Consider the following 19,683-nt stretch of genomic DNA (forward strand, 5'->3'; position numbering starts at 1 on the left):
GAACCTTTCCGTTTCTACGAATGGGATATTTTTGATTTCATGATTTTCTCGGTCGACAACCCATAGTTTAGAACCCAATTCTCAAGCATCACTTAGAATGTCCTCGAGATGGAATTATTATGTAAGCGGAGATATCTCCGATATAGATTTAAAAGCTATATCTCTTTCTTTTAACTTATCACATACTCTTACTATTGGAGTTTCCCAATTTCTTAATTTACCGAGTGGAAATGGCTATGATAAGGCGAGTCAGTCAGTTTATAATGCCACTCAATATGGAATTTCATCTTATACCGCGAACGGACAATCTTGGGTATCGCAAGGTGATCAAGTAGGAATACCAGTATCATCCAAAACGTTCTTTTTCCAGTTTTATCCTTTCCTGGATAAAAACTTCCCGCTCTTTTTTTCTATCCATGGTGGCAGGATTGATGCTGGTACGGTCATCACTAGTTCGGATAGTTATTTAGCGAATATTCTTCTACCTGATATGCGAGCGAGTATTCATTCAACTGTAAATGAATTGCCAAGTTTATACTATGGTTATACGGTCGGCTATCGTTATCTTATTTCAGATTCTCCAATTTTTATTGGTTTTGAATTTGGTAGCGGTAATGCTTTCAATAGAAAATTTAGAATTAACAGTGAATACAATTTAGACTCGAAATCTTCTCTCGGTATACTTGAACTTGAGATATACAATAGACAAATCTTGAGTGCCTTACCGTTGTCTACAGGTATACCTTTGAATTATTCTTTGCAAGTTGGACTAAGATTTTGATCAAAATTTTGATTTTAATTCTCCAGATTTGTTCGCTTTCCTGTTTATCTCATCCTTTGAGAAATACCATTGGATACAAAATTGAAAATAAGAGTAGCAGTGTACGCGATTTGCTCATCCGTAAGATGTCGGTGCGGATTCTTTCCTATCATCAAAATATGGAAGTGGGTTCGGATTCTATGGAAAATCTAGAGAAATGTTTCGAGGCTGCCATTGTTAATTCTGGAAAATACTCGAATATTATTTTTGAAAGTGAGTCAGATAGTTTAAGCAAAGACCAAGCAGAAATAAGTTTTTTTGTAGAAGATACTTGGAAATTTAGTTATTATAAGAATCCATCGTATTTGACTGGAATATTTTTCCTTCCTTTCAATGATAAAGAAGGTGAAGCTCAGTTATTCTGGCCTGGAATCATTCCTGCAACATATCCATATTCGACTATGTTACCTTTTTTACCTAAAGCAGGTAAAGTTAGTTTAACTCTCAACCTAACTATTTATCGCAATGGCATAATTATGGAAGAAATAAAAATATCTGATGCCTTAGAATATCAGACATTTTTTTGGGGGATTTATCGTATAACAGATGCAGAATTTACTTCCACTCTTCTTTATCCACGTGTTTTTGATCGATTAACATATGATCTTAGGAAAATGAAAATGGAATAATGGTAAATCGTAAAAACATTCTTGTTTAAGAAAAGGTGAAATGCAAAGGTTTCTAAATTTTAAGATTCATAAAATGGAAACTTTGAGTCTAGAGATGGATGAAAAAATCAATACGATCTATTCGAAATACAATAAAGATACTAAACACTTTTGCTAAATCTAGTTAGATCTCTGTTTCTTGTCCGAAGTGATTTTTACTATAGAAATGATAAAGTAAGAAACAAACACCCGCACTTAGGATATGCCAAATGGCATGTCCTTGGAACCACGAATTTGGGAAACAAATGATCTTTTGTAAATCCAAATTCCAAATCAAAAAGGCAGCTAATTGGAAAGCGAGGGCAAGGAACAAATAGCCAGTAGATTTGAGCTTTCGTTGGGTACGAAAAAAAACTAAAAATAGAATCGATACCAAAAGGATCATTGCGAAAAGCAATCGTCTTACCTCAGGGAAGTCCCAAATCAAATAGCATGTGAGAATGTTTAAGCATAAATACAAACAAAAGAATGTAACATTGCTCATCCTGATCCGAAACTTTAGATGTGTGAGTAGGATAAAATTTGCTAATAAGTTCATACCAGCCACGTCCAAAAATTGACCTATGAAGCTTAACGTAGAATGGTAAAGGAAACTACCGATCCCAATGGATAGTAAGGCGAGTGCAAAAATTGTCGGAAGGAATACAATTTTGTTACGACTATTCTTGATTTTGTTTCTCTCAATGGATTGAAAAAATAAGCCACTTAGAATCCAGATACTAACATAACAAAAGCCAAGCGAGGATATACTATTACTTCTTTGTTTAATTAATCCAAGGACAGTACTTTCGCAAAAGCAATGATTCGGCAGACAAGTAGCGGGTGCATCATTAGAAAGAAGGTTGCGTTCTAATAAATAATTTAGTAAAAAATAGGTAAGAGATGTGAAAATGAATGGAAAAATTTGTTTCATCGAAATCGAAACGACCAGTCTCTGTATTTGTCTGTTTCCGTTATATTTATCGATTAAGTCTGCGCGTTAAACTAAGAAAAGAAATCTGTAGGAAAAAAGTACTGAAAATTTAGAAAAATTATTTCTTTGGGTACATTGCAAATAGATCCAATGAATAATCCCCTTTTACCTCCATAAACTCAAAGCCTTCTGAGTATCCAACTGCTCGCAGTCGGTTTCGAAAGTCATACATGGTCGTATTATCCTCTCGCTTATGATCCTTGCCTGACATCCCTTCTTGGGTAATGAACAAGGCTTTACAACCTACTTTATACAAATATCGGAATATCTTTGTAACGATTTCTTCTGATAAATACATGAATACACCTCCATGAGCCATCAGCAGATCCATTTTTAATTCCCGTTCGATGATTTGTTCAGCATTCAGTTGGTAGACCGAAGCATTTTTGATGAGATTGTTTTCATTAAGATAATTGCAAACAAATTCATTCGTATCTGTTCCAATTAAATGTTTGTAGGTTAGTAGGTGATTGTCAGTTAAGAAGCGAGTTGTTTTGCCAATTCCGATTCCAAGCTCAACGATTTCGAGATTCGGATCTTGTAAAAAAGCCGAAAAATTTTCATTTTGTTGAAGGATTGAAATTAGGTTTTTATTGACATCTGTCTGTCGGTATAAATGCCAATATAATGATTCCTTACTATTCCAATATAAAAAATTATCCAATCTATTTTCATAACTAGACATGAAAACATGCATACCATAAGGAGCAAGGAGCTTTGCTCTCAGAGGATTTGAAAACAGCCAATCAAAGAAAAGGAGCGGCAGAGGAAATAGATGGTGCTGAAAATATATAAGATCTTTGACGATGTTACTTCGCCAAAAAATTACAAAAATATTCCGTAAGATGATCTTCATTGAGTTTATCATTAATGATGCAATCTCTAATGCTGAGAATACATTAAGTAGTATGCAGTTATCAGTTTTAATTTCAAGAAAATATCAATCTATAAGGCTATATTTGCATAGAAATATCAGCTAAAAAGAGGGTTAATTTGAAAAGTTTGTCCCAATTTAAAGTTATCTAAAAGACTCAGAGAAAAATACTGTTGGAGAATAGTATACAAAGAGACAAAAATGTTAAAATTTTTTGTCGAGTTGATAGAATTGCAAGGGCAAAGTTTACTTATAACGCATTTCTTTGATCAATTGGTTTATGAACTGAGAAAAATATATTAAAATATTCGCTCAAGGAGTTTTTTATTTTTTTAGGTTCAATGTTAGACGGAGCAAACTACATACAAATTATTATCTTCGAAACCGAATGGAATTAGAAATTGACTTTCCCTGCTTTGAATCGCGTCAATTACTGCCAGGGAAACTTTGAAGACTCAAGCGTTCAATTCTAGACCAGAGACAGTTGCATGAGGCGCAGATTGATTCTCAAAACCTGTTACATTAAAAATATGTGATATTATGTAATACCAAGTCGTTTGAAGATCAAAGGGATTCTTTCTAGATAAGGCTTTATCTGAAAAATTTCCTCTAAGTCGGAATCTTTTAGGATAGAACTACATCTTGGATCCTTTTTCAATCTATCTCTTAGATTTTCTTTTTGATCTGCCCATACAGCCATGGCATTGTCTTGGACAATGACATACGCATCTTCTCTTGAGATACCACCTTTTTCAATGAGCCAGAGCAAAACCTTTTGAGAGAAGATAAGACCACGTGTCACATTTAATGTTCGTTCTGTGGCATCTGGATAAACATGAATTCCTTTGATCACAAAATTCATTTTTTCTAAGATATAATCGAGTGCAATGGTGGAATCAGGAAGAACAATTCGCTCCGCCGAGGAATGAGAGATATCCCTTTCATGCCATAAGCCGACATTTTGTAATGCTACGTTTACGTTTGCTCTGATGACTCTTGAAATTCCTGATATCCTTTCACAAACCACCGGATTTCGTTTATGAGGCATGGCTGAACTGCCTTTTTGTCCTTTGGCAAAGGGTTCTTCCACTTCACGACCTTCTGTTTTTTGTAAGAGGCGAATTTCTGTGGCCATTCGATCTAAACTGGCAGCCACGATCCCTAAGACCGAAACATAAAATGCATGCCTATCTCTGGAGATCACCTGTGTCGCGATAGGATCAACGGCAAGACCTAGTTGGTTCAGAACATATTCCTCAATGTCTGGATCGATATTGGAATAGGTTCCAACCGCACCGGATAATTTCCCGACGGCAATTTGTTTTTTCGCATCTTCCATGCGCTCAATGTTTCGCGTCATTTCCGAGTAAAAGAGAGCAAACTTTAAACCAAGGGTCATAGGTTCCGCATGGATGCCGTGCGAGCGACCGATGCATGGTAAGTCTTTGTATTCAATGGCTTTCTGTTTGGTAGATTCGAGTAGTTCTTTCGCGCGTTTGATGAGGAGATCCATCGCCTGAACCATTTGGACACAGAGAGCTGTATCACCAACATCAGAGGATGTAAGTCCAAAATGGACATGTCTTCCTGCGGGTCCAATGTAGGAGTTTAAATTTGTGAGATAGGCAATGACATCGTGGTGAACTTTGGCTTCAATCTCGAGGATCTCCTCCACATTGAATTTTGCTTTTGCTTTGATGGTCTCAAGATCAGCCCTGGGAATTTCACCTCTTTCCGCTCGGATTTCACACGCATAAATTTCAATGTCTGTCCAAATCTTAAATTTGTTCTCTAATTCCCAAATGGCAGAAATTTCTGGATGGCTATAACGATCGATCATAAGGGCAAGGTTTCATGACAAACATTCAATTCAACCGTGAATTTTACAGTTGCCGAACGATGTTCTTTGATCTTTATTTGTTGCAAAGTATCCATAAATAATGAGGAAAATATGTCCAAAGAATTTGAAGGTAAAGTAGCACTCGTCACAGGTGCCGCATCTCCCATAGGATTGGGAAGAGCCATTGCCAATCGTATTGCATCACACGGCGCTAGTCTCGTGCTCGTTGACCTAAACCAAGAAAAAATAGACCAAGCCGCCAAAGAAGTTGAAGCGAAATATGGTGTTAAGGCGATTGGTGTTGCCTGCAACGTAACGATTCCAGCCGATTGCGATGCAGCCATCGCAAAAACAAAAGAAGTATATGGAAAATTAGATTTTCTAGTCAATAACGCGGGCGTGCTTAAGGATAATTTGCTCATTCGTATGACAGAGCAAGAGTATGATTTTGTAATGGATGTTAATTGTAAGGGAGTATTCCTTATGACAAAATCCGCGAGTAAATTGCTATTGAAAGCGCCTGCGGGTCGAATTGTAAATATTTCATCAGTATCTGGACTTACAGGCCAACCTGGCCAAGCAAATTACTCAACTTCGAAAGCGGGTGTGATTGCACTCACGAAAGTCTCGGCCCGCGAATTTTCGGGAAGAAACGTACTCGTCAATGCCGTATGCCCTGGATACGTGCAAACAGAGATGACAGGCACTCTCTCGAAAGAAGTACAAGATAAGCTTACAGATGCAGCAGTGATTCCACTTAAAAGACCAGGTAAACAAGAAGAGATTGCTTCAGCGGTAAAATTCTTCTTAAGTGACGATGCGTCTTATATCACTGGAACTTATTTACGAGTTGACGGTGGAGCAGCTATCGGGATGTAGAAATCGCCTTTTTAGCCTTAGGCGACTTTTGTTTGGTCGCCTTCGGTTCCCGATCTTTTTCTTTTCGCGTTTTTGTTTCTGATTTTGGGACTGTTATCGGAATCGTTTCCTTCACGACAGGCTTTTCTTCTATAGGAGCAGGGGGACTTTCGATCTCATAATCATATCTTACCGTTGAACTCCAGTTACCCGCATAATCTCTAACGCTGGCAAGTACCGTATGAGGTCCTGGAAGGTATAAACTTTCCGGTTCAAAAATTTCTACTCTACCATCTTTCGGAAAGTATTCCGCCTTTCCTCTAATACCATCTACAAGGATATCGAATCCTTCAGGCATGATTCCAGAGCCAAGATCTTTTGCTTTAAGAAGAAGAACGAAATCCTCTCTAGGATATACTGATTTAGTCATCGATTCATGCAAATACATGTTTGGAGGTGTTTGATCTGAGAGTACCACAAAAAGGCCGGTCTTTCGAAGTCTCACCTTAAAAAATTGCCCCCAGGAACTAAAGGAAGAACCTTTAATTTTTTTAACTGATCCATCAGGAAAAACCTCATATAAATCGGCAGAATTGATATCCTGAGTTTTCGGTACTTTTACATATAGATCATATCCTAAATTGAAATCTCTAAAATCAGGTCCGATTTCGTAAACGGATGATAGTTGGTTCAATCCATTGGTTTTTATTTTTATTTCATCCTTAGCCGCGATTTCAAAATACCCTTTTGAGTAAACGGCATTTACTGGAAAGAATAACTCAACCTTTGTATCCTTCGATTTGAAAGTGGTATACCGATCAAATTGAACATTGTATACCCATTCTTTTGTGATGATATTTTTATAATCATTCCCGTCTCGAATCAAAAAGAAAGATGCAATCGCTTCTTGGCTACCTTGTCCTTTGGCTTTAACTGTGACTTCCTTAGGCTCATTAAGTTTAAGGGTATCGCTATCGATAAGACCTTGTTCTCTGTCAGGTTTATACATTCCAAGTAAATCATTTCCATCTCTGGTATGCAAAAAATAAGAGAAAGGATTTCCATCTGGACGACTGATACTGCTATCATAAAGGAGAACATTCTTTCTAGAATGATTTTTCAAAATCTTTGAAAGTTGAAATCCTTGTAAGATCTGTTCTCCAAAATTCATACTCATAGCTAAGATGCCAAGTCGGTTGGCATTTGATTTCTGATGTATAGAAATTTGTAAACCGACTTTCCCTTGGATGAAAAGTGTGGGTGATTCAGCTAACTCAAATTTATTGTTTCCGACATTATAAAAAGGTATATCAAGGGGCTCATTTTTACCATTAATAAAGCTTCTGGAGGTTTGAGGTGTTATACGTAGAGAGTCAAAAATTACGGATTCTGCTTCTGTATATCCTAATCCAAAATGCATTGGATTGTAATAAATATTATCTTTGTACAATTCAAAATGGAGATGCGGTGGTCCGACACCAGTGTCTCCCGAAAAAGCAATGAGTTCGCCTTTTGATACAGTCAATGGCTCAGGTAAAACAATGTCAAAATCAACACGATCTTTAAATCTTCTTGCTTGCTTCGATTTAAGTATCTGCTTCACAACCTTTGGCGCAAATTTGTGCAGATGGCCATAGCGAGAAGTCATACCGTCTTCATGTTGGACAAAGACAGCATATCCTATTGAACTCCATCTTCGTTGTACGCGTGTTACTTGTCCTTTCGCGACAGCTATAATCGGTATACCTATCCGACCACCTGTAGAAAAGTCTTGTCCCATGTGGAAATGACCCGTACGATATTCACCGAAAGTCCCCGTAATTTGATTGAAGCCTTTTACTGGCCATGCATAATTTTCAGTGAGTACAAATCCTGGGGGAAAATCTAGGGCTTGCGCAGGTCCTGCATTGAATGTAAGTAGGATTAAAAGTAAAAAAGAAAGCCGAGACATTCAATTTCAGAATTAATTCGGCTTTAGATTCTGCAAGACTTATCGAGTTCTAATCATTTTAAATTTGGTCGTCGCTTTTCCTTCAATGCCGTCATCGCCTCAAGGAGATTTTCGATCACACCTGGTTGTTCGAATGCTTTGATTGTTTCTTTCTCGTAAACTTCTAATTTATCAATCAACATAGAGTTCAGCATGTTTTTTGTAGAGCGATAAGCCGTAATTGGAATCTTCGAAAGGGAGTCTAATTTTTTTAGTGTCACCTTTCGAAGTTCTTCACGTGATGGTGCAATATCGTCTACTAATCCAATAGACTTAGCTTCTGCTCCCTTAAAGGTTTTGCCTTCCAAACAGACTTCGGACCAATATCTTGCACTCACACACATTTTAATTTTATCTATGAAACTACCAGGGAGAGGCAAACCAACATTCACCTCTGTGAATCCAATTCGACCTTTTCCATCTAACATGTATTTAAAATCACATCCAACCGTAATGACAGCTCCACCGCCCATCGCATGTCCTGTTACTTCCGCGATTAGAGGTTTATCAAATTTTACAATTTCCCCAAACAAAATCACAATTCCACCGACTTCATTTAACAAATTTTCCCTCGAAGCTGAAAGTAAATTGTCAGCATCCAATCCATTGCAAAAGAATTTTTCATGGTCTGAGGTAATGATGACGCCTTTCTTAGCAGGATCTTTGTTTATTTCTGCTAATATTTTGCCAAGCTCCTTCATGTTGGCGCCCGTTAAGGAATTCTGATCATTCATTTGCATATGAATGATCTCTGCCTTACCACCACTTACTGCGATTTCTTCTCTTCTATAATTCATGTTAACCGTTCTCTTCTTTTTTAGTTTCTACGACTTCTTTGTTTTCAACTTCAGGTACTGGTGTCGTTTCTGGTTGTTCTTTTTCAGTAACGGTTGCACCAGCTGGGATCGTTTTTTCTTTTTTACTTTTCTTTCGAAGGTCTTCTTTTCTTTGTTCTTCGACTTTCATGTAATCGTCAAATTCTGTCGGTGCCATGAATACTATGATTCTTTCATCTTCTTGCGCATGTTCGATGAAAGCACCCATATGTCTTCCTGCGATAATGGAAATTCTATCCATACCGACAAATATTTTAACAACCCTTTCAAAAACTTCGACTTCTTCTTTGCCAACGTCGGGTACAGCTCGGATATCGAATCCTACATATTCACCTTGCAGGGATTTAAGAAAATTTGGAGTGAAGATTTTTTTGAACTCAGGAAATACATATCGTTTTAAGTTGGCACGACATTGAAATAAGACTTTTCCATGTTCACGATCAATAATGACAAAGGATACGTTATCGCGTGTTTTGCTGCTTTCGCTAAATTTATATTCTTCGATGAGACTCTGAATTCTATCGAGTAATGTTTGTTTAAAAAGAGGTTTCACCATAAAATCTGTAAAGCCCAGTGCCTTTAGATTTGATTTAAAGGTGGGGTCTTCTTTCGGAATTAATGCTAATATAGGAATGGATTGAGTGATCACATCTCGACGAAGTTCTAAAACAAATTCCAATTCTTTTTTGTCTCGAAACGTTAATCCCATCAGTATAATATCGGGATTTGAGGATTTGACATATTCCTTTACGGTCTGGGTAAATTTTGTGATGACTACCCGCTGTCTTAAACCTTGAAATATTGTCTCAAGTTCTGAAGACGCGATGGGGTCGTTTTCTATCGCCATTATAAAATGCATGTTTGTAGCTTACTTTAAATGAGTCCCGCTTCGACGGCAACGCGGAAAACATTTCCAACTCTCCTTTGTTTTTCTGCCAGGATTTTGTCAGTCAATACCTCTTTCACAACGTCATCAGGTATAGAATGTAAAAGTTCGAAATCTCGTTTGTACTCTGTAATAGACATTTTTCCGAAGAGAATATTTGCCTGAAATTGATAGATTTGGTGTTCCATTAGAAATCGTAAAGTATCAAGGTCTTCGACTGCTTCTGCAGTAATGACGGCTTCCCTGTTATCTGCAAGTCGCTTGCAATAATCGATGAAGGCAAGATTATCCAAGAATTTAATTTGATCTTCTTCTATTTTAAACTTAAAACTAATAGGATCTAATTTAAATTCTTTGATCATGATACCTAAATCTAAAACAATCTGATGAGATTGACTTTTAACACCAAAGTCGTCCGCAGCAAAACTCAACCCGTGATCATAAAACGCCTGACACACATCTTTAAGTGGATACTCAGAATCATCATAAGGTTTTTCTACCAATTCAAATCTAACATTTTCAGGAGAAAGATTCTTGTTATTAATGAGCTTATTTAGTTTATCTACCTTTTCTTTGCTCGAGAAAGTATCGATTAAGGATTGCGGAGATATATTAAATTTTAACAGACCTGGAGCATTGTCACATGCGACGATCAATTTCTCTAAAATCAGAAGTTCAATTCGATTAAGATCCTGGTCGGCAGGAATATCATTGATTAAATCTTTATAACCAATATATGCACCACCACCAACAAAAACCTCACCGCCTTTAACAGAAAAAGTTTTTTGTTTCGGATTAAAAATCACTGTAGGCTGGATCATTGCTTCATGGACCGAGCCCGATATATATGTGTTAGCTTTATTGTAATACGTCCAACTCCAACGTATTAAATTATCATTTAAGTTTTTTTCTGAGGATTTAAATAATTCATCAAAAATTTCATCATTTGTAGAAATGAAATTTGACTGCGTACGCGAGACACCGAAATGAAAGGAGGCTACTTTTCCGCGTAAGGTTTCATTCTGAAATTTTCCAACCGCATTTTCAATGTTAGGAAACTTTTCGATATTCCATTCAAAAAGAGGGGCAATGCCCATGAGGAGGATTCCTTTCTTTTCAAAATAATGAAATCCGAAAGAGATGTCTTCTAAATCGAGGCACGCATAGAAATCCCCTCTAAGTAAGTCTAGAAATGGAATGACTTCGATCCCTGTAATGTTTTCAAACCTGATTAGAAAAAGGGGCTTCCCTCGATTTTCGCTGATAAAGGTTTTCTTAAAAACATCGAGGTCTTTCATACCATAGTAATAAGGACCTGAGAATATCTGGTTTTTCAATGCATGCCTTCGTTAAGATTTGATAATGACAATGGGCTATTCGATTCTAATTTAGAAGCAAGAAGAAGGCAAGAAGGATAGCGATTCGCGCAGAAGTTTTTTCAACTGCGCTTTGACCTCAGTCTAGTTCGATACCTTCACCTGGTTCAAAATTTGAACTGACGCTTTGGACATCGTCATTGCCCTCTAAGTTATCAATCAGTTTCATGATTTTCTCTGCAGTTTCCTTATCATTGACTTCGACGGTGGTCATAGGTACATATTTGATTTCGGATTCTTCCATATTTAACCCTTTGGAAGTTAATGCAGATTGCACAGCCTCGTATTCGCTTGGGGGAGTGGTAACAGTATAGATGCCCTCTTCGATTTGGATGTCATCAGCACCCGCTCCTAAAGCCAAGTCGAACAGGGTTTCCTCAGAAATCTGATCTACCTTTAAAGTAAGGACTCCCTTTCGCTCAAACAATCGGGAAACCGCTCCTGCATTGGCCAAAGATCCTCCCAATTTGGTAAGGATGCTCTTTATTTCCGGAGTGGTTCGTGATTTCTTATCTGTTAGTACATCTACCATAATGGCGACGCCACCTGGAGCATAACATTCGTACAAACATTCTTCGTAGACCATTCCCTCGAGACCACCGGCACCTTTTTTAATGGCACGCTCAATATTGTCTTTTGGCATATTGGCCGCTTTCGCTTTTGTGACCGCCATTCGAAGTCTTGGATTTCCTTCTACATCACCACCACTTTCTTTCGCAGCTACTGAAATCTCTTTGGCGATTCGGGTAAAGATGGCACCTCTTTTGGCATCTATTGCCCCTTTTTTCCTTCGTATCGTTGCCCATTTCGAATGTCCTGACATAGTTTGCTCCCAAAGCTATTTTTTTTAAAATCAGAGATTTTTCAACAGATTTCCCTTTTAATCGAGTTTCTTGACGTTAGAGGAAAAATCGAAAGTACTGTAAAAAAAACCGAATTAAGGCACGCCATGATCGACTTTTCCATAACCGATGAACAAAAAGCACTTCGAGATCTAGCTCGAGATTTCGCAAAAAATGAAATGGCTCCACGCGCAGAGCACCATGATCATACTGGAGAGTTTCCAAAGGAAATTCTGAAAAAGGCATTCGATGTCGGCCTAATGAATATGCACATTCCCGCTGAATACGGCGGTGCAGGCCTCGGTGTTTTAGATGAACTCATTGCCTCCGAAGAATTATTTTATGCATGTTCTGGGATGGCAACTGCCATCCTAGCAAATAATCTGGCCCTTGCTCCGGTATTGTTAGGTGCAAGTGATGAAATGATGAAAAAATTCATCCAACCGATGAATGACACCTTCACACTTGCAGCATATGCCGTGACAGAACCCGGTGCTGGTTCGGACGTAGCGGGCATTCGCACAGTTGCAAAACGTGTGGGCGATGATTATGTAATCAACGGATCAAAGATGTGGATTACAAACGCAGGTCACGCAGATTGGTTTTTTGTTTTAGCTAAAACCGATCCGACGGCAGGCCATAAAGGTATGACAGGCTTCATCGTGGATGCTAAGACTCCTGGCATCATTCTTGGTAAAAAAGAAAAGAATATGGGCCAACGTTGTTCTGATACAAGAGGTATGACCTTCGAAGATGTAAAAGTCCATAAATCACATATTATCGGTAAAGAAGGCGAAGGTTTCAAAATTGCGATGGGCGCTTTCGACCAAACAAGACCAGCCGTCGCCATTGGTGCAGTCGGCGTAGCGCGCGCCGCAATGGATCATTCGATTCGTTATGCGAACACTAGAAATGCATTTGGGAAACCAATCTCCGTAAACCAAGGTATATCGTTTATTCTCGCTGAAATGGCACGGGACATTGAAGCAGGACGCTTGTTATGCTGGCAATCGGCTTGGCTTATTGACAATAAGATGAGAAATACTTACCAGGCATCAATCGCAAAAGTATTCTGTGCAGATATGGCGATGCGAATATGCACTGATGCCGTACAGGTTTTTGGTGGTTACGGTTTCAATGAAGAATACCCAGTAGAAAAATTGATGAGAGACGCGAAAATTTTTCAAATTTACGAAGGAACTTCTCAAATCCAAAGGGTAATCATTTCTAAATTCTTAAATGATGGCGTGGGTATTGAGAGTCCAAATCTTTAAGGCGGGCATATAACCCTGCTTAAGTGATTTTACTCATTGATAATTACGATTCTTTTACCTTCATCCTTTACCAATATTTAAAGGAATGGGATGAGGTAATAGTGATCAAAAATGACGAACCATTGCCTGATCTGAAATTAATAAAATCAGTAGTTATCTCTCCTGGACCTGGTAAACCTAAGAGTTCAGGAAATTTAATGATGAGCATCGATACTCTGATCGGCCAATTTCCGATGTTAGGCGTGTGTTTGGGACACCAAGCATTAGCAGAATACTACGGTGCAAAATTAATGAAAGCCCCGGAAATTTTTCACGGCAGAGTTTCCGAAATTGTCCATGACTCAAGAGCTCTTTATAAAGATGTTCCTAATCATTTTAAAGCCAATAGGTACCATTCCTGGGTTGTCTCTACTGAAAATCTGCCAGAAGAATTGGAAGTGACAGCCAAAACCAAAGATGGTGTAGTTATGGGAATCATGTCCAAAATCCATCAGAATACTTTTGGTGTTCAATTCCATCCAGAGTCTATTTTAACAGAATTTGGGCATGATATCATTCGAAATTTTTGTGAGATTTCTAGATAAATGAAATACTTTTTGAGATTGATGTCCTATTCGTTTCGATATAAGAATCGATTTTTATTGGGACTTGTCTTCGCTTTACTAACAGCTTTGCTTAACGGTATCTCTTTAACATCACTTGTTCCTTTATTTGATTCATTAGGTGGAGAATCATCAAAACGGTTACATTTTGAATTAACGAACCCAGAAAAAACAATTCTAGTAGAAGAAATTTATATGGGTCCGGAGTTTCTCGATGGTTTAGATCGTATAAAGCGTGTCATTATATCATTAAAGCTTCAACTCAATGAATTTACAAAAGATATGGAACCTCGCGAGGTTGTCTGGACTGTTTGCATAGCCGTCTTTCCAATCTATCTTTTGAAAATGTTAACTTATCTGATCTCTGTCTATTGTATCGCAACGTCTGGATATATGGCTGTTCGAGACATTCGCCAAGAATTGTTTCAAAAAGTTCAACGACTTCCATTGACTTATTTTTATAAGGAAAAAACGGGACTCATTATGAGTCGTGTTATAAATGATGCGGAAATAGTAGCAGCCGTTATATCCAGTAACTTTAGAGATGCCTTAATTAATTTTTTTTACGTGATCACACATTTGCTGATCTTAATCTACATGAATACGGAACTTCTGATTCTTGCATGCATTATGATTCCTGTTGTAATTTTGCCTGTTACTCTTTTTACTCGCAAAATATCAAGTGCCACAACTCGTCTCCAAGAAAGATTGGCTGATTTGAATGGTCATATCCAAGAATTTATTTCAGGCATAAAAGTAATTCGAACGTTCAGACAAGAGAAAGCCGAGATTGTTAAATTCAAAAATATAAATCATAAGGTTTTCCGTCGAAATTTTAAAGGTCAATTCTATTTACAATTGGCTCCAAGTCTAGTGGAGTTAACATCATCTATCGTTGTGCTCGGATATTTTGCATTAGGTGCAAAATTTATTTATGCAGGGAAGTTTTCACAAGGTGAATTCATGACTTTCCTATTGATATTATTATTCTTACTAAGGCCATTGACACAGCTCTCTCAGATGGTTGGTAAAATTACCCAAGCAAATTCAGCCGGTAAAAGAATTTTCGAAATTATAGATAGAGATTCTGAAATCGAAGAGCAAGCAGGCAAAATAAGTATTGAGCAAATGAAAGAGGGAATCGTATTCGATAATTTGCATTTTGCCTACCCAGGTACCAATCAAGAAATTTTGAAAGGAATCAATCTGGATGTAAAATTGGGCGAAACCTATGCGTTTGTTGGTACCAGTGGAAGCGGAAAATCTACATTGATGGATTTAATACCGAGATTCTTCGATCCAACTCAAGGAAAGATTACAATCGATAACATTGATATCAGGGATATAACGCTCAAGTCGTTACGAAGTAAAATCGGAATCGTGACGCAGGAAATTTTTCTATTTCATGGCACCATTGCAGATAACATTGCTTATGGTACTCAAGTTTCTAAGCGACGTGATATTATTCGTGCAGCAAGGCTCGCAAATGCGCATGATTTCATAAGAAAGATGGAAAATGGCTACGATTCATTGATAGGGGTTCGAGGTCTGGATCTGAGCGGTGGGCAAAGGCAAAGGCTTGTAATCGCTAGGGCTCTGCTTAGAAATCCCGAGATTATGATTCTAGATGAAGCCACGAGCGCACTGGATGCGGAATCCGAACGACTTGTTACACGTGCTCTGGAAAGATTATTTAAAAATCGAACTACTTTCATTATTGCGCATAGATTATCTACGATAAGACGTGTGAAAAATATTGTAGTCATTGAAGAAGGCGAAATCAAAGAGATGGGCGATCATGACTCACTTCTCGCTCAGAATGGAATTTATAAAAAATTATACGACAGTCAATTCTTAGATGCAGAGGTACAGATGTGAAAAAGGTTTTGATTGTTGATGATAATGATAAGTATGCTATAAATCTAAAAAATTATTTTGATCAAATGGGAATATCTTCCGATCGTGCCGTTGATGCGAAACAAGGTCTAGATTTATATAACCAAAATAAATCCTATGATATGATCGTTTCCGATATTACGATGGAAACTCAAACATCTGGTCTTTGGATGATGAGAAAAATTTATAAATCTGGTTATACAGGCACTATGGTGATTGCTTCAACTGGGTTTGATGTTTGGGGGGTTATGCCCTTTTCAAAATTTTTTTTAGCTTGGTTTTGCGGATTAAATTGGATGATACCAAAAGTTCCTTTAAAAAAAGGGGAAGTTTTGTGGTTTCCAACTTGGAAAACCACAAATTTGAAAAGTCCTTTTTAATCAGTTTTTGAATCTGATTTCTGTTTATTTTCAGGATTAAATATATTCTGGTGTTTTCCAGTTTTTAAATTTGTATATTTTCCATCCTTAGATTCACCTAACTTTTTCACTTCGATTATCTCAATTTTAGGATAAAAAATCCAACCGGTCACAAATTGATTTCGACTACCTGGCAATGTGGATTCCAATTTTAATTTTATATATCTATCCGTGATGATATCTTCTCCCATGCGTACCGCGAATTCTTGATTCGATTCTCCAACGACTAGTCCCACTTCCTTTGCTTTTATATAGGATAAAGGTTTTGATCTTTCATTAGGCTCTTGTCTGAGGAAATCATCTTCGACGAGTACGAAAGCATATTTTCCAAAGGCTTTTTTACGAAGCAAATGTTCACCAATTCTTGTTGAGAGTTTTTCATCTTCTAAGGATTCATTTAATCTGATAAGTGAGAAAGTTGCAGAAAGACTATTATTTTTTCCAATGGCATCCAAGATCTTCACTGCTAATTCTGGTTGGTTCTTGACATTTTCTTCCAAGACACGTAAGGCCTCTCGGCTACCATGAATAGACAATGCTTCTACGGCTGCCTCCTTGATCTCAAGTTCCTCAGAGGATTTTAAAAATTTTTCGATCAGAGAAACATCTGCGGGTATCTTGTTATAAGCGAGGCCTCGGAGTGAACTTGCAACAACAATGATATACTCAGAATTTAGTCCCGCAGAAATGATCATCTCCCTACCGGCAGGATCTCTCGTTTTTCCTAAACCTTCGTAACTTGCCGCAATCACTTCAATTTCTTCTGCTTTTGTTCCAGATATAAAGTATGGTAAGGATTTCTTGTCGCCTAATTCGGAGAGAGCCTTAAAAGCGGAGGGGCGAACTTGGTATCCATCTTTATCGATCGCGTGGTGTAATGCATTCCTACCAGCTTTGAGGCGTCCGAGTGCTAAGGCTGCAGCAGATCTAACACGTGGAATAGGATTGGTTAAAAGAATCTTTTCGAGATTTTTTGGTTTTTTATAATATTCCCATTTGAATACTTCAACAAGCCCCGCACGAATTTTTTCAGTATATTCCTTTTCTCTTCTTTCATCTTCAGACAACTCATCTTCCGCAGCTTTGATTTCTTCTTTAAATAATTCTTTTGCCGAACCAGTAACTTTATTTTTTTTCGGAAGTCGACTAATTTTGATTTGTGAATTCTTTTTTGATTCTATTGGTTTAGAAATAGTTTCTTTCTTTGGCAATTCTGCAACTTCGGGTTTAAGAATGACCGGATCGTTTTTTGGTTCTTGGATATTTTCAACCAATAAATCCTTCGCTTCTTTTGAGTTTGAATAATTTGAGCCATCTGCTCTTAAATTTTTGATGGACTGATTTATTTTTTCTGCTTTTGGAAGGTAAGTAGCAAGTTTTTCATCTATCTTTCCAAGTTCGTTACTTACCTTACCCAGAGACGGACCATCGAAATCGTTAGGTGCAGAATCTATAAGTTCTAAACTCTTTTTTTGTAATGTCGGTAAACTTGAAATGATTGGTGGTAAATCTTCGACAAGTAAACTCGCGGCGGACATTTCAGCCTGAATGGCTAGACCAGTTGTCTTTTTTGCATCTGCTTGGATGGCCACTGTTTCTGCGAATTCAAGAGTCGAGATTGCCCTATTTGCCTTTAAGATAAAATCATCATAGATCTTATTATTCGTTATAGGTATTGCCACTAGATTCTTTTTTGTCGGATCTAATTCACTTCCTTGGAATTCTTTATACTTGGGTGAAGCGTCTGTTAGTTGAAACGGCTTTGATGTCGTACAATTGCAAATTGAGAGAATAAAAACCATGAAGCCGAGATACGAAATTATGTCTTGACCCAGTTTAGATTTTTGAGAGCCTATTTCCATATTATGTTTATCGGTATTCTCCTATAAGTAAAATTAGCGGCAATCTGGCCGGGCTCAAGCCAAATCAAATAAAAAAGTTAAAATCTCTTTCCGAGAGGCGACTTCGTAGCGATTCTATCGTCACTCAGGAATTTGCACGTGCTACTGGAGAGCTTTCTGTAGAAATTAAGCGACAAATTGGCGTGCTAATAGATAGATCGGGTTATGTCACTCACCTGATCGTCGGTAACGACCAATCCATTGATATTCCACATCTAGACAGAATACGAGTCGCTCAATCCAGATTAAGAGGTCTCAGGCTCTTCCATACGCACTTAAAAGAGGAAGCTCTGAACCAAGAAGACTTGATGGACTTGGTTTTAAATCGATTCGATTCGATTACTGCCGCCATATTAGATAAAGAAGGGATTCCGAAATATTTTTTTTCGGCTTATATAAATCCCGACCCTGATGCTGCGGAACCATGGATTTTAGAAAAACGTATAAATTCGGGTCAAATCAAAGAAGGTTATGCGGAAGATATTCTAAATTTAGAATCAGAATTCACTAAAAGAAATTCTAATCTCAAAACATCCCAGTTGGTGAATCGAGCTTTTCTAGTCGGAGTCTACGATACGAGAAAGATGAAACGAAGTCCCGAGCATTCTATGGACGAATTAAAAGAACTATGTAAAACGGCAGGCATCCATGTTGTCGATGTTTATGTTCAAAAGAAACCAGCAGATTCATCGACGGTTGTAGGGAAAGGTAAGTTACAAGAAATCATTTTGAAATCAGTCCATAAAGATATAGAACTTTTAATCTTTGATCTCGAATTAGCTCCCTCTCAAGCCAAAAAGATATCTGATATTAGCGATTTAAAAATCATAGATCGCACGCAACTGATTCTCGACATATTTTCGAAGAATGCAAAATCACGAGATGGTAAACTTCAGGTCGAATTGGCACAGCTTAAATATTTAAAAAATCGTTTGTCTGAGTTAGATGATAATATGTCTCGACTAACGGGTGGTATAGGTGGAAGAGGGCCAGGTGAAACAAAACTTGAAATCGGAAATCGACGCGTGGAAGAGAAAATCACGAGATTGGAAATTGAGTTAGAGTCTCTAAAAAAACGCAGAGAGTTAAATCGAAAGGCCAGGGCAAAAAACGAAATTCCGATTGTCGCAATCGTAGGTTATACAAATGCAGGCAAGTCTACGTTACTTAACGCCCTCACGAATTCTGAGGTGGTAGCGGAAGACAAATTGTTTGCGACATTAGATCCCACAACAAGACGCATACGATTTCCAGAAGAACGTGAAATCATTATCTCGGATACAGTGGGCTTTATCTATGATTTACCTCCTGATTTATCTCAAGCATTTAAGGCGACTTTAGAAGAATTGGGTGATGCGGATCTGCTTTTACATGTGGTTGATGTATCAAATCCAAATTTTACGGAACAAATGGATGCTGTAGATAGCATTCTAAATAGTTTAAATTTGCACGAAATCCCCAGATTGGTAATTTATAATAAAGTTGATCAATTAGATTCCGAAAACCGAGACTCTTTGGAGTTGAATGGAGGGATACTTGTGTCTGCGGCAAAAAAAATAGGTTTGGAAAATTTACTAGAAATCATTGAATCAAAAATTTGGAAAGAAATTAGAGTAAAAACCTAATGG

At 37.7% G+C, this 19,683-nt stretch carries 17 protein-coding genes; 8 read left to right on the top strand and 9 right to left on the bottom strand.

The genetic code is table 11. From position 1 onward, the window contains the following. Positions 1-97: 97 nt before the first annotated feature. The gene (locus EHQ58_RS16200) at positions 98-781 is read left to right on the top strand and encodes a hypothetical protein (RefSeq protein WP_135624962.1); all 684 of its coding nucleotides are present in this window, start codon (positions 98-100) and stop codon (positions 779-781) included. 8 nt (positions 782-789) lie between these two features. Beyond that, positions 790-1,449 carry a hypothetical protein gene (locus EHQ58_RS16205; RefSeq protein WP_167883666.1) on the top strand — a complete coding sequence of 220 codons (660 nt, stop codon included), beginning with the start codon at positions 790-792 and terminating at the stop codon, positions 1,447-1,449. Between the two features lie 163 nt (positions 1,450-1,612). Here the strand turns inward: EHQ58_RS16205 and EHQ58_RS16210 are convergent, their stop codons facing one another. The 3 genes from EHQ58_RS16210 to purB all read right to left on the bottom strand — a co-directional run bounded on the left by EHQ58_RS16210 (position 1,613) and on the right by purB (position 5,175). Further along, complete coding sequence (locus EHQ58_RS16210; RefSeq protein WP_135624964.1) at positions 1,613-2,401, bottom strand: ceramidase domain-containing protein; 789 nt, start codon at positions 2,399-2,401, stop codon at positions 1,613-1,615. 118 nt (positions 2,402-2,519) lie between these two features. Further along, positions 2,520-3,317 (bottom strand): class I SAM-dependent methyltransferase, encoded by a 798-nt coding sequence (locus EHQ58_RS16215; protein WP_135624965.1) that lies wholly within the window; start codon positions 3,315-3,317, stop codon positions 2,520-2,522. Between the two features lie 556 nt (positions 3,318-3,873). Next, on the bottom strand, positions 3,874-5,175 hold the full coding sequence (purB, locus tag EHQ58_RS16220) for an adenylosuccinate lyase (protein ID WP_135624966.1): 1,302 nt from the start codon (positions 5,173-5,175) through the stop codon (positions 3,874-3,876). Between the two features lie 111 nt (positions 5,176-5,286). On the opposite strand from purB, the gene EHQ58_RS16225 reads away from it, so the two are divergent. Then, positions 5,287-6,054: a glucose 1-dehydrogenase gene (locus EHQ58_RS16225; protein WP_135624967.1), complete on the top strand. Its 768-nt coding sequence runs from the start codon at positions 5,287-5,289 to the stop codon at positions 6,052-6,054. Here EHQ58_RS16225 and EHQ58_RS16230 read toward each other — a convergent pair. The 5 genes from EHQ58_RS16230 to EHQ58_RS16250 form a co-directional block, all read right to left on the bottom strand. After that, positions 6,041-7,984 (bottom strand): M23 family metallopeptidase, encoded by a 1,944-nt coding sequence (locus EHQ58_RS16230; protein ID WP_135624968.1) that lies wholly within the window; start codon positions 7,982-7,984, stop codon positions 6,041-6,043. The two genes, EHQ58_RS16225 and EHQ58_RS16230, sit on opposite strands and share 14 nt — an antisense overlap. Positions 7,985-8,037: 53 nt before the next feature. Further along, a complete protein-coding gene (locus tag EHQ58_RS16235; protein WP_135624969.1) occupies positions 8,038-8,820 on the bottom strand; it encodes an enoyl-CoA hydratase/isomerase family protein in 783 nt (260 codons plus the stop codon). A gap of 1 nt (position 8,821) precedes the next feature. Next, positions 8,822-9,706 (bottom strand): response regulator, encoded by an 885-nt coding sequence (locus EHQ58_RS16240; protein ID WP_135624970.1) that lies wholly within the window; start codon positions 9,704-9,706, stop codon positions 8,822-8,824. Between the two features lie 26 nt (positions 9,707-9,732). Next, positions 9,733-11,043, bottom strand: a complete 1,311-nt coding sequence (locus tag EHQ58_RS16245) for an EAL domain-containing protein (RefSeq protein ID WP_210412845.1) — start codon at positions 11,041-11,043, stop codon at positions 9,733-9,735. Between the two features lie 157 nt (positions 11,044-11,200). Further along, positions 11,201-11,944, bottom strand: a complete 744-nt coding sequence (locus tag EHQ58_RS16250) for a YebC/PmpR family DNA-binding transcriptional regulator (RefSeq protein WP_135624972.1) — start codon at positions 11,942-11,944, stop codon at positions 11,201-11,203. Between the two features lie 126 nt (positions 11,945-12,070). On the opposite strand from EHQ58_RS16250, the gene EHQ58_RS16255 reads away from it, so the two are divergent. From EHQ58_RS16255 to EHQ58_RS16270, 4 genes are read left to right on the top strand one after another with little or no spacing between them, the layout of a single operon-like run. Then, entirely contained in the window at positions 12,071-13,237 is a 1,167-nt protein-coding gene (locus EHQ58_RS16255) for an acyl-CoA dehydrogenase family protein (RefSeq protein ID WP_135624973.1), read from the top strand. A gap of 23 nt (positions 13,238-13,260) precedes the next feature. Beyond that, a complete protein-coding gene (locus EHQ58_RS16260) occupies positions 13,261-13,821 on the top strand; it encodes an anthranilate synthase component II (RefSeq protein ID WP_135624974.1) in 561 nt (186 codons plus the stop codon). Next, entirely contained in the window at positions 13,822-15,717 is a 1,896-nt protein-coding gene (locus tag EHQ58_RS16265; protein WP_135624975.1) for an ABC transporter ATP-binding protein, read from the top strand. Beyond that, positions 15,714-16,115 (top strand): response regulator, encoded by a 402-nt coding sequence (locus EHQ58_RS16270; protein WP_135624976.1) that lies wholly within the window; start codon positions 15,714-15,716, stop codon positions 16,113-16,115. Before EHQ58_RS16265 ends, EHQ58_RS16270 begins: the two co-directional genes overlap by 4 nt. Here the strand turns inward: EHQ58_RS16270 and EHQ58_RS16275 are convergent. After that, on the bottom strand, positions 16,112-18,016 hold the full coding sequence (locus EHQ58_RS16275; protein WP_246047403.1) for a HEAT repeat domain-containing protein: 1,905 nt from the start codon (positions 18,014-18,016) through the stop codon (positions 16,112-16,114). The genes EHQ58_RS16270 and EHQ58_RS16275 overlap by 4 nt on opposite strands. A gap of 68 nt (positions 18,017-18,084) precedes the next feature. On the opposite strand from EHQ58_RS16275, the gene hflX reads away from it, so the two are divergent. Next, positions 18,085-19,680: a GTPase HflX gene (hflX, locus tag EHQ58_RS16280; protein ID WP_135624977.1), complete on the top strand. Its 1,596-nt coding sequence runs from the start codon at positions 18,085-18,087 to the stop codon at positions 19,678-19,680. Positions 19,681-19,683: the final 3 nt, after the last annotated feature.

Source organism: Leptospira ognonensis, assembly GCF_004770745.1.
In the GTDB taxonomy this organism is placed as follows: Bacteria; Spirochaetota; Leptospiria; order Leptospirales; family Leptospiraceae; genus Leptospira_A; species Leptospira_A ognonensis.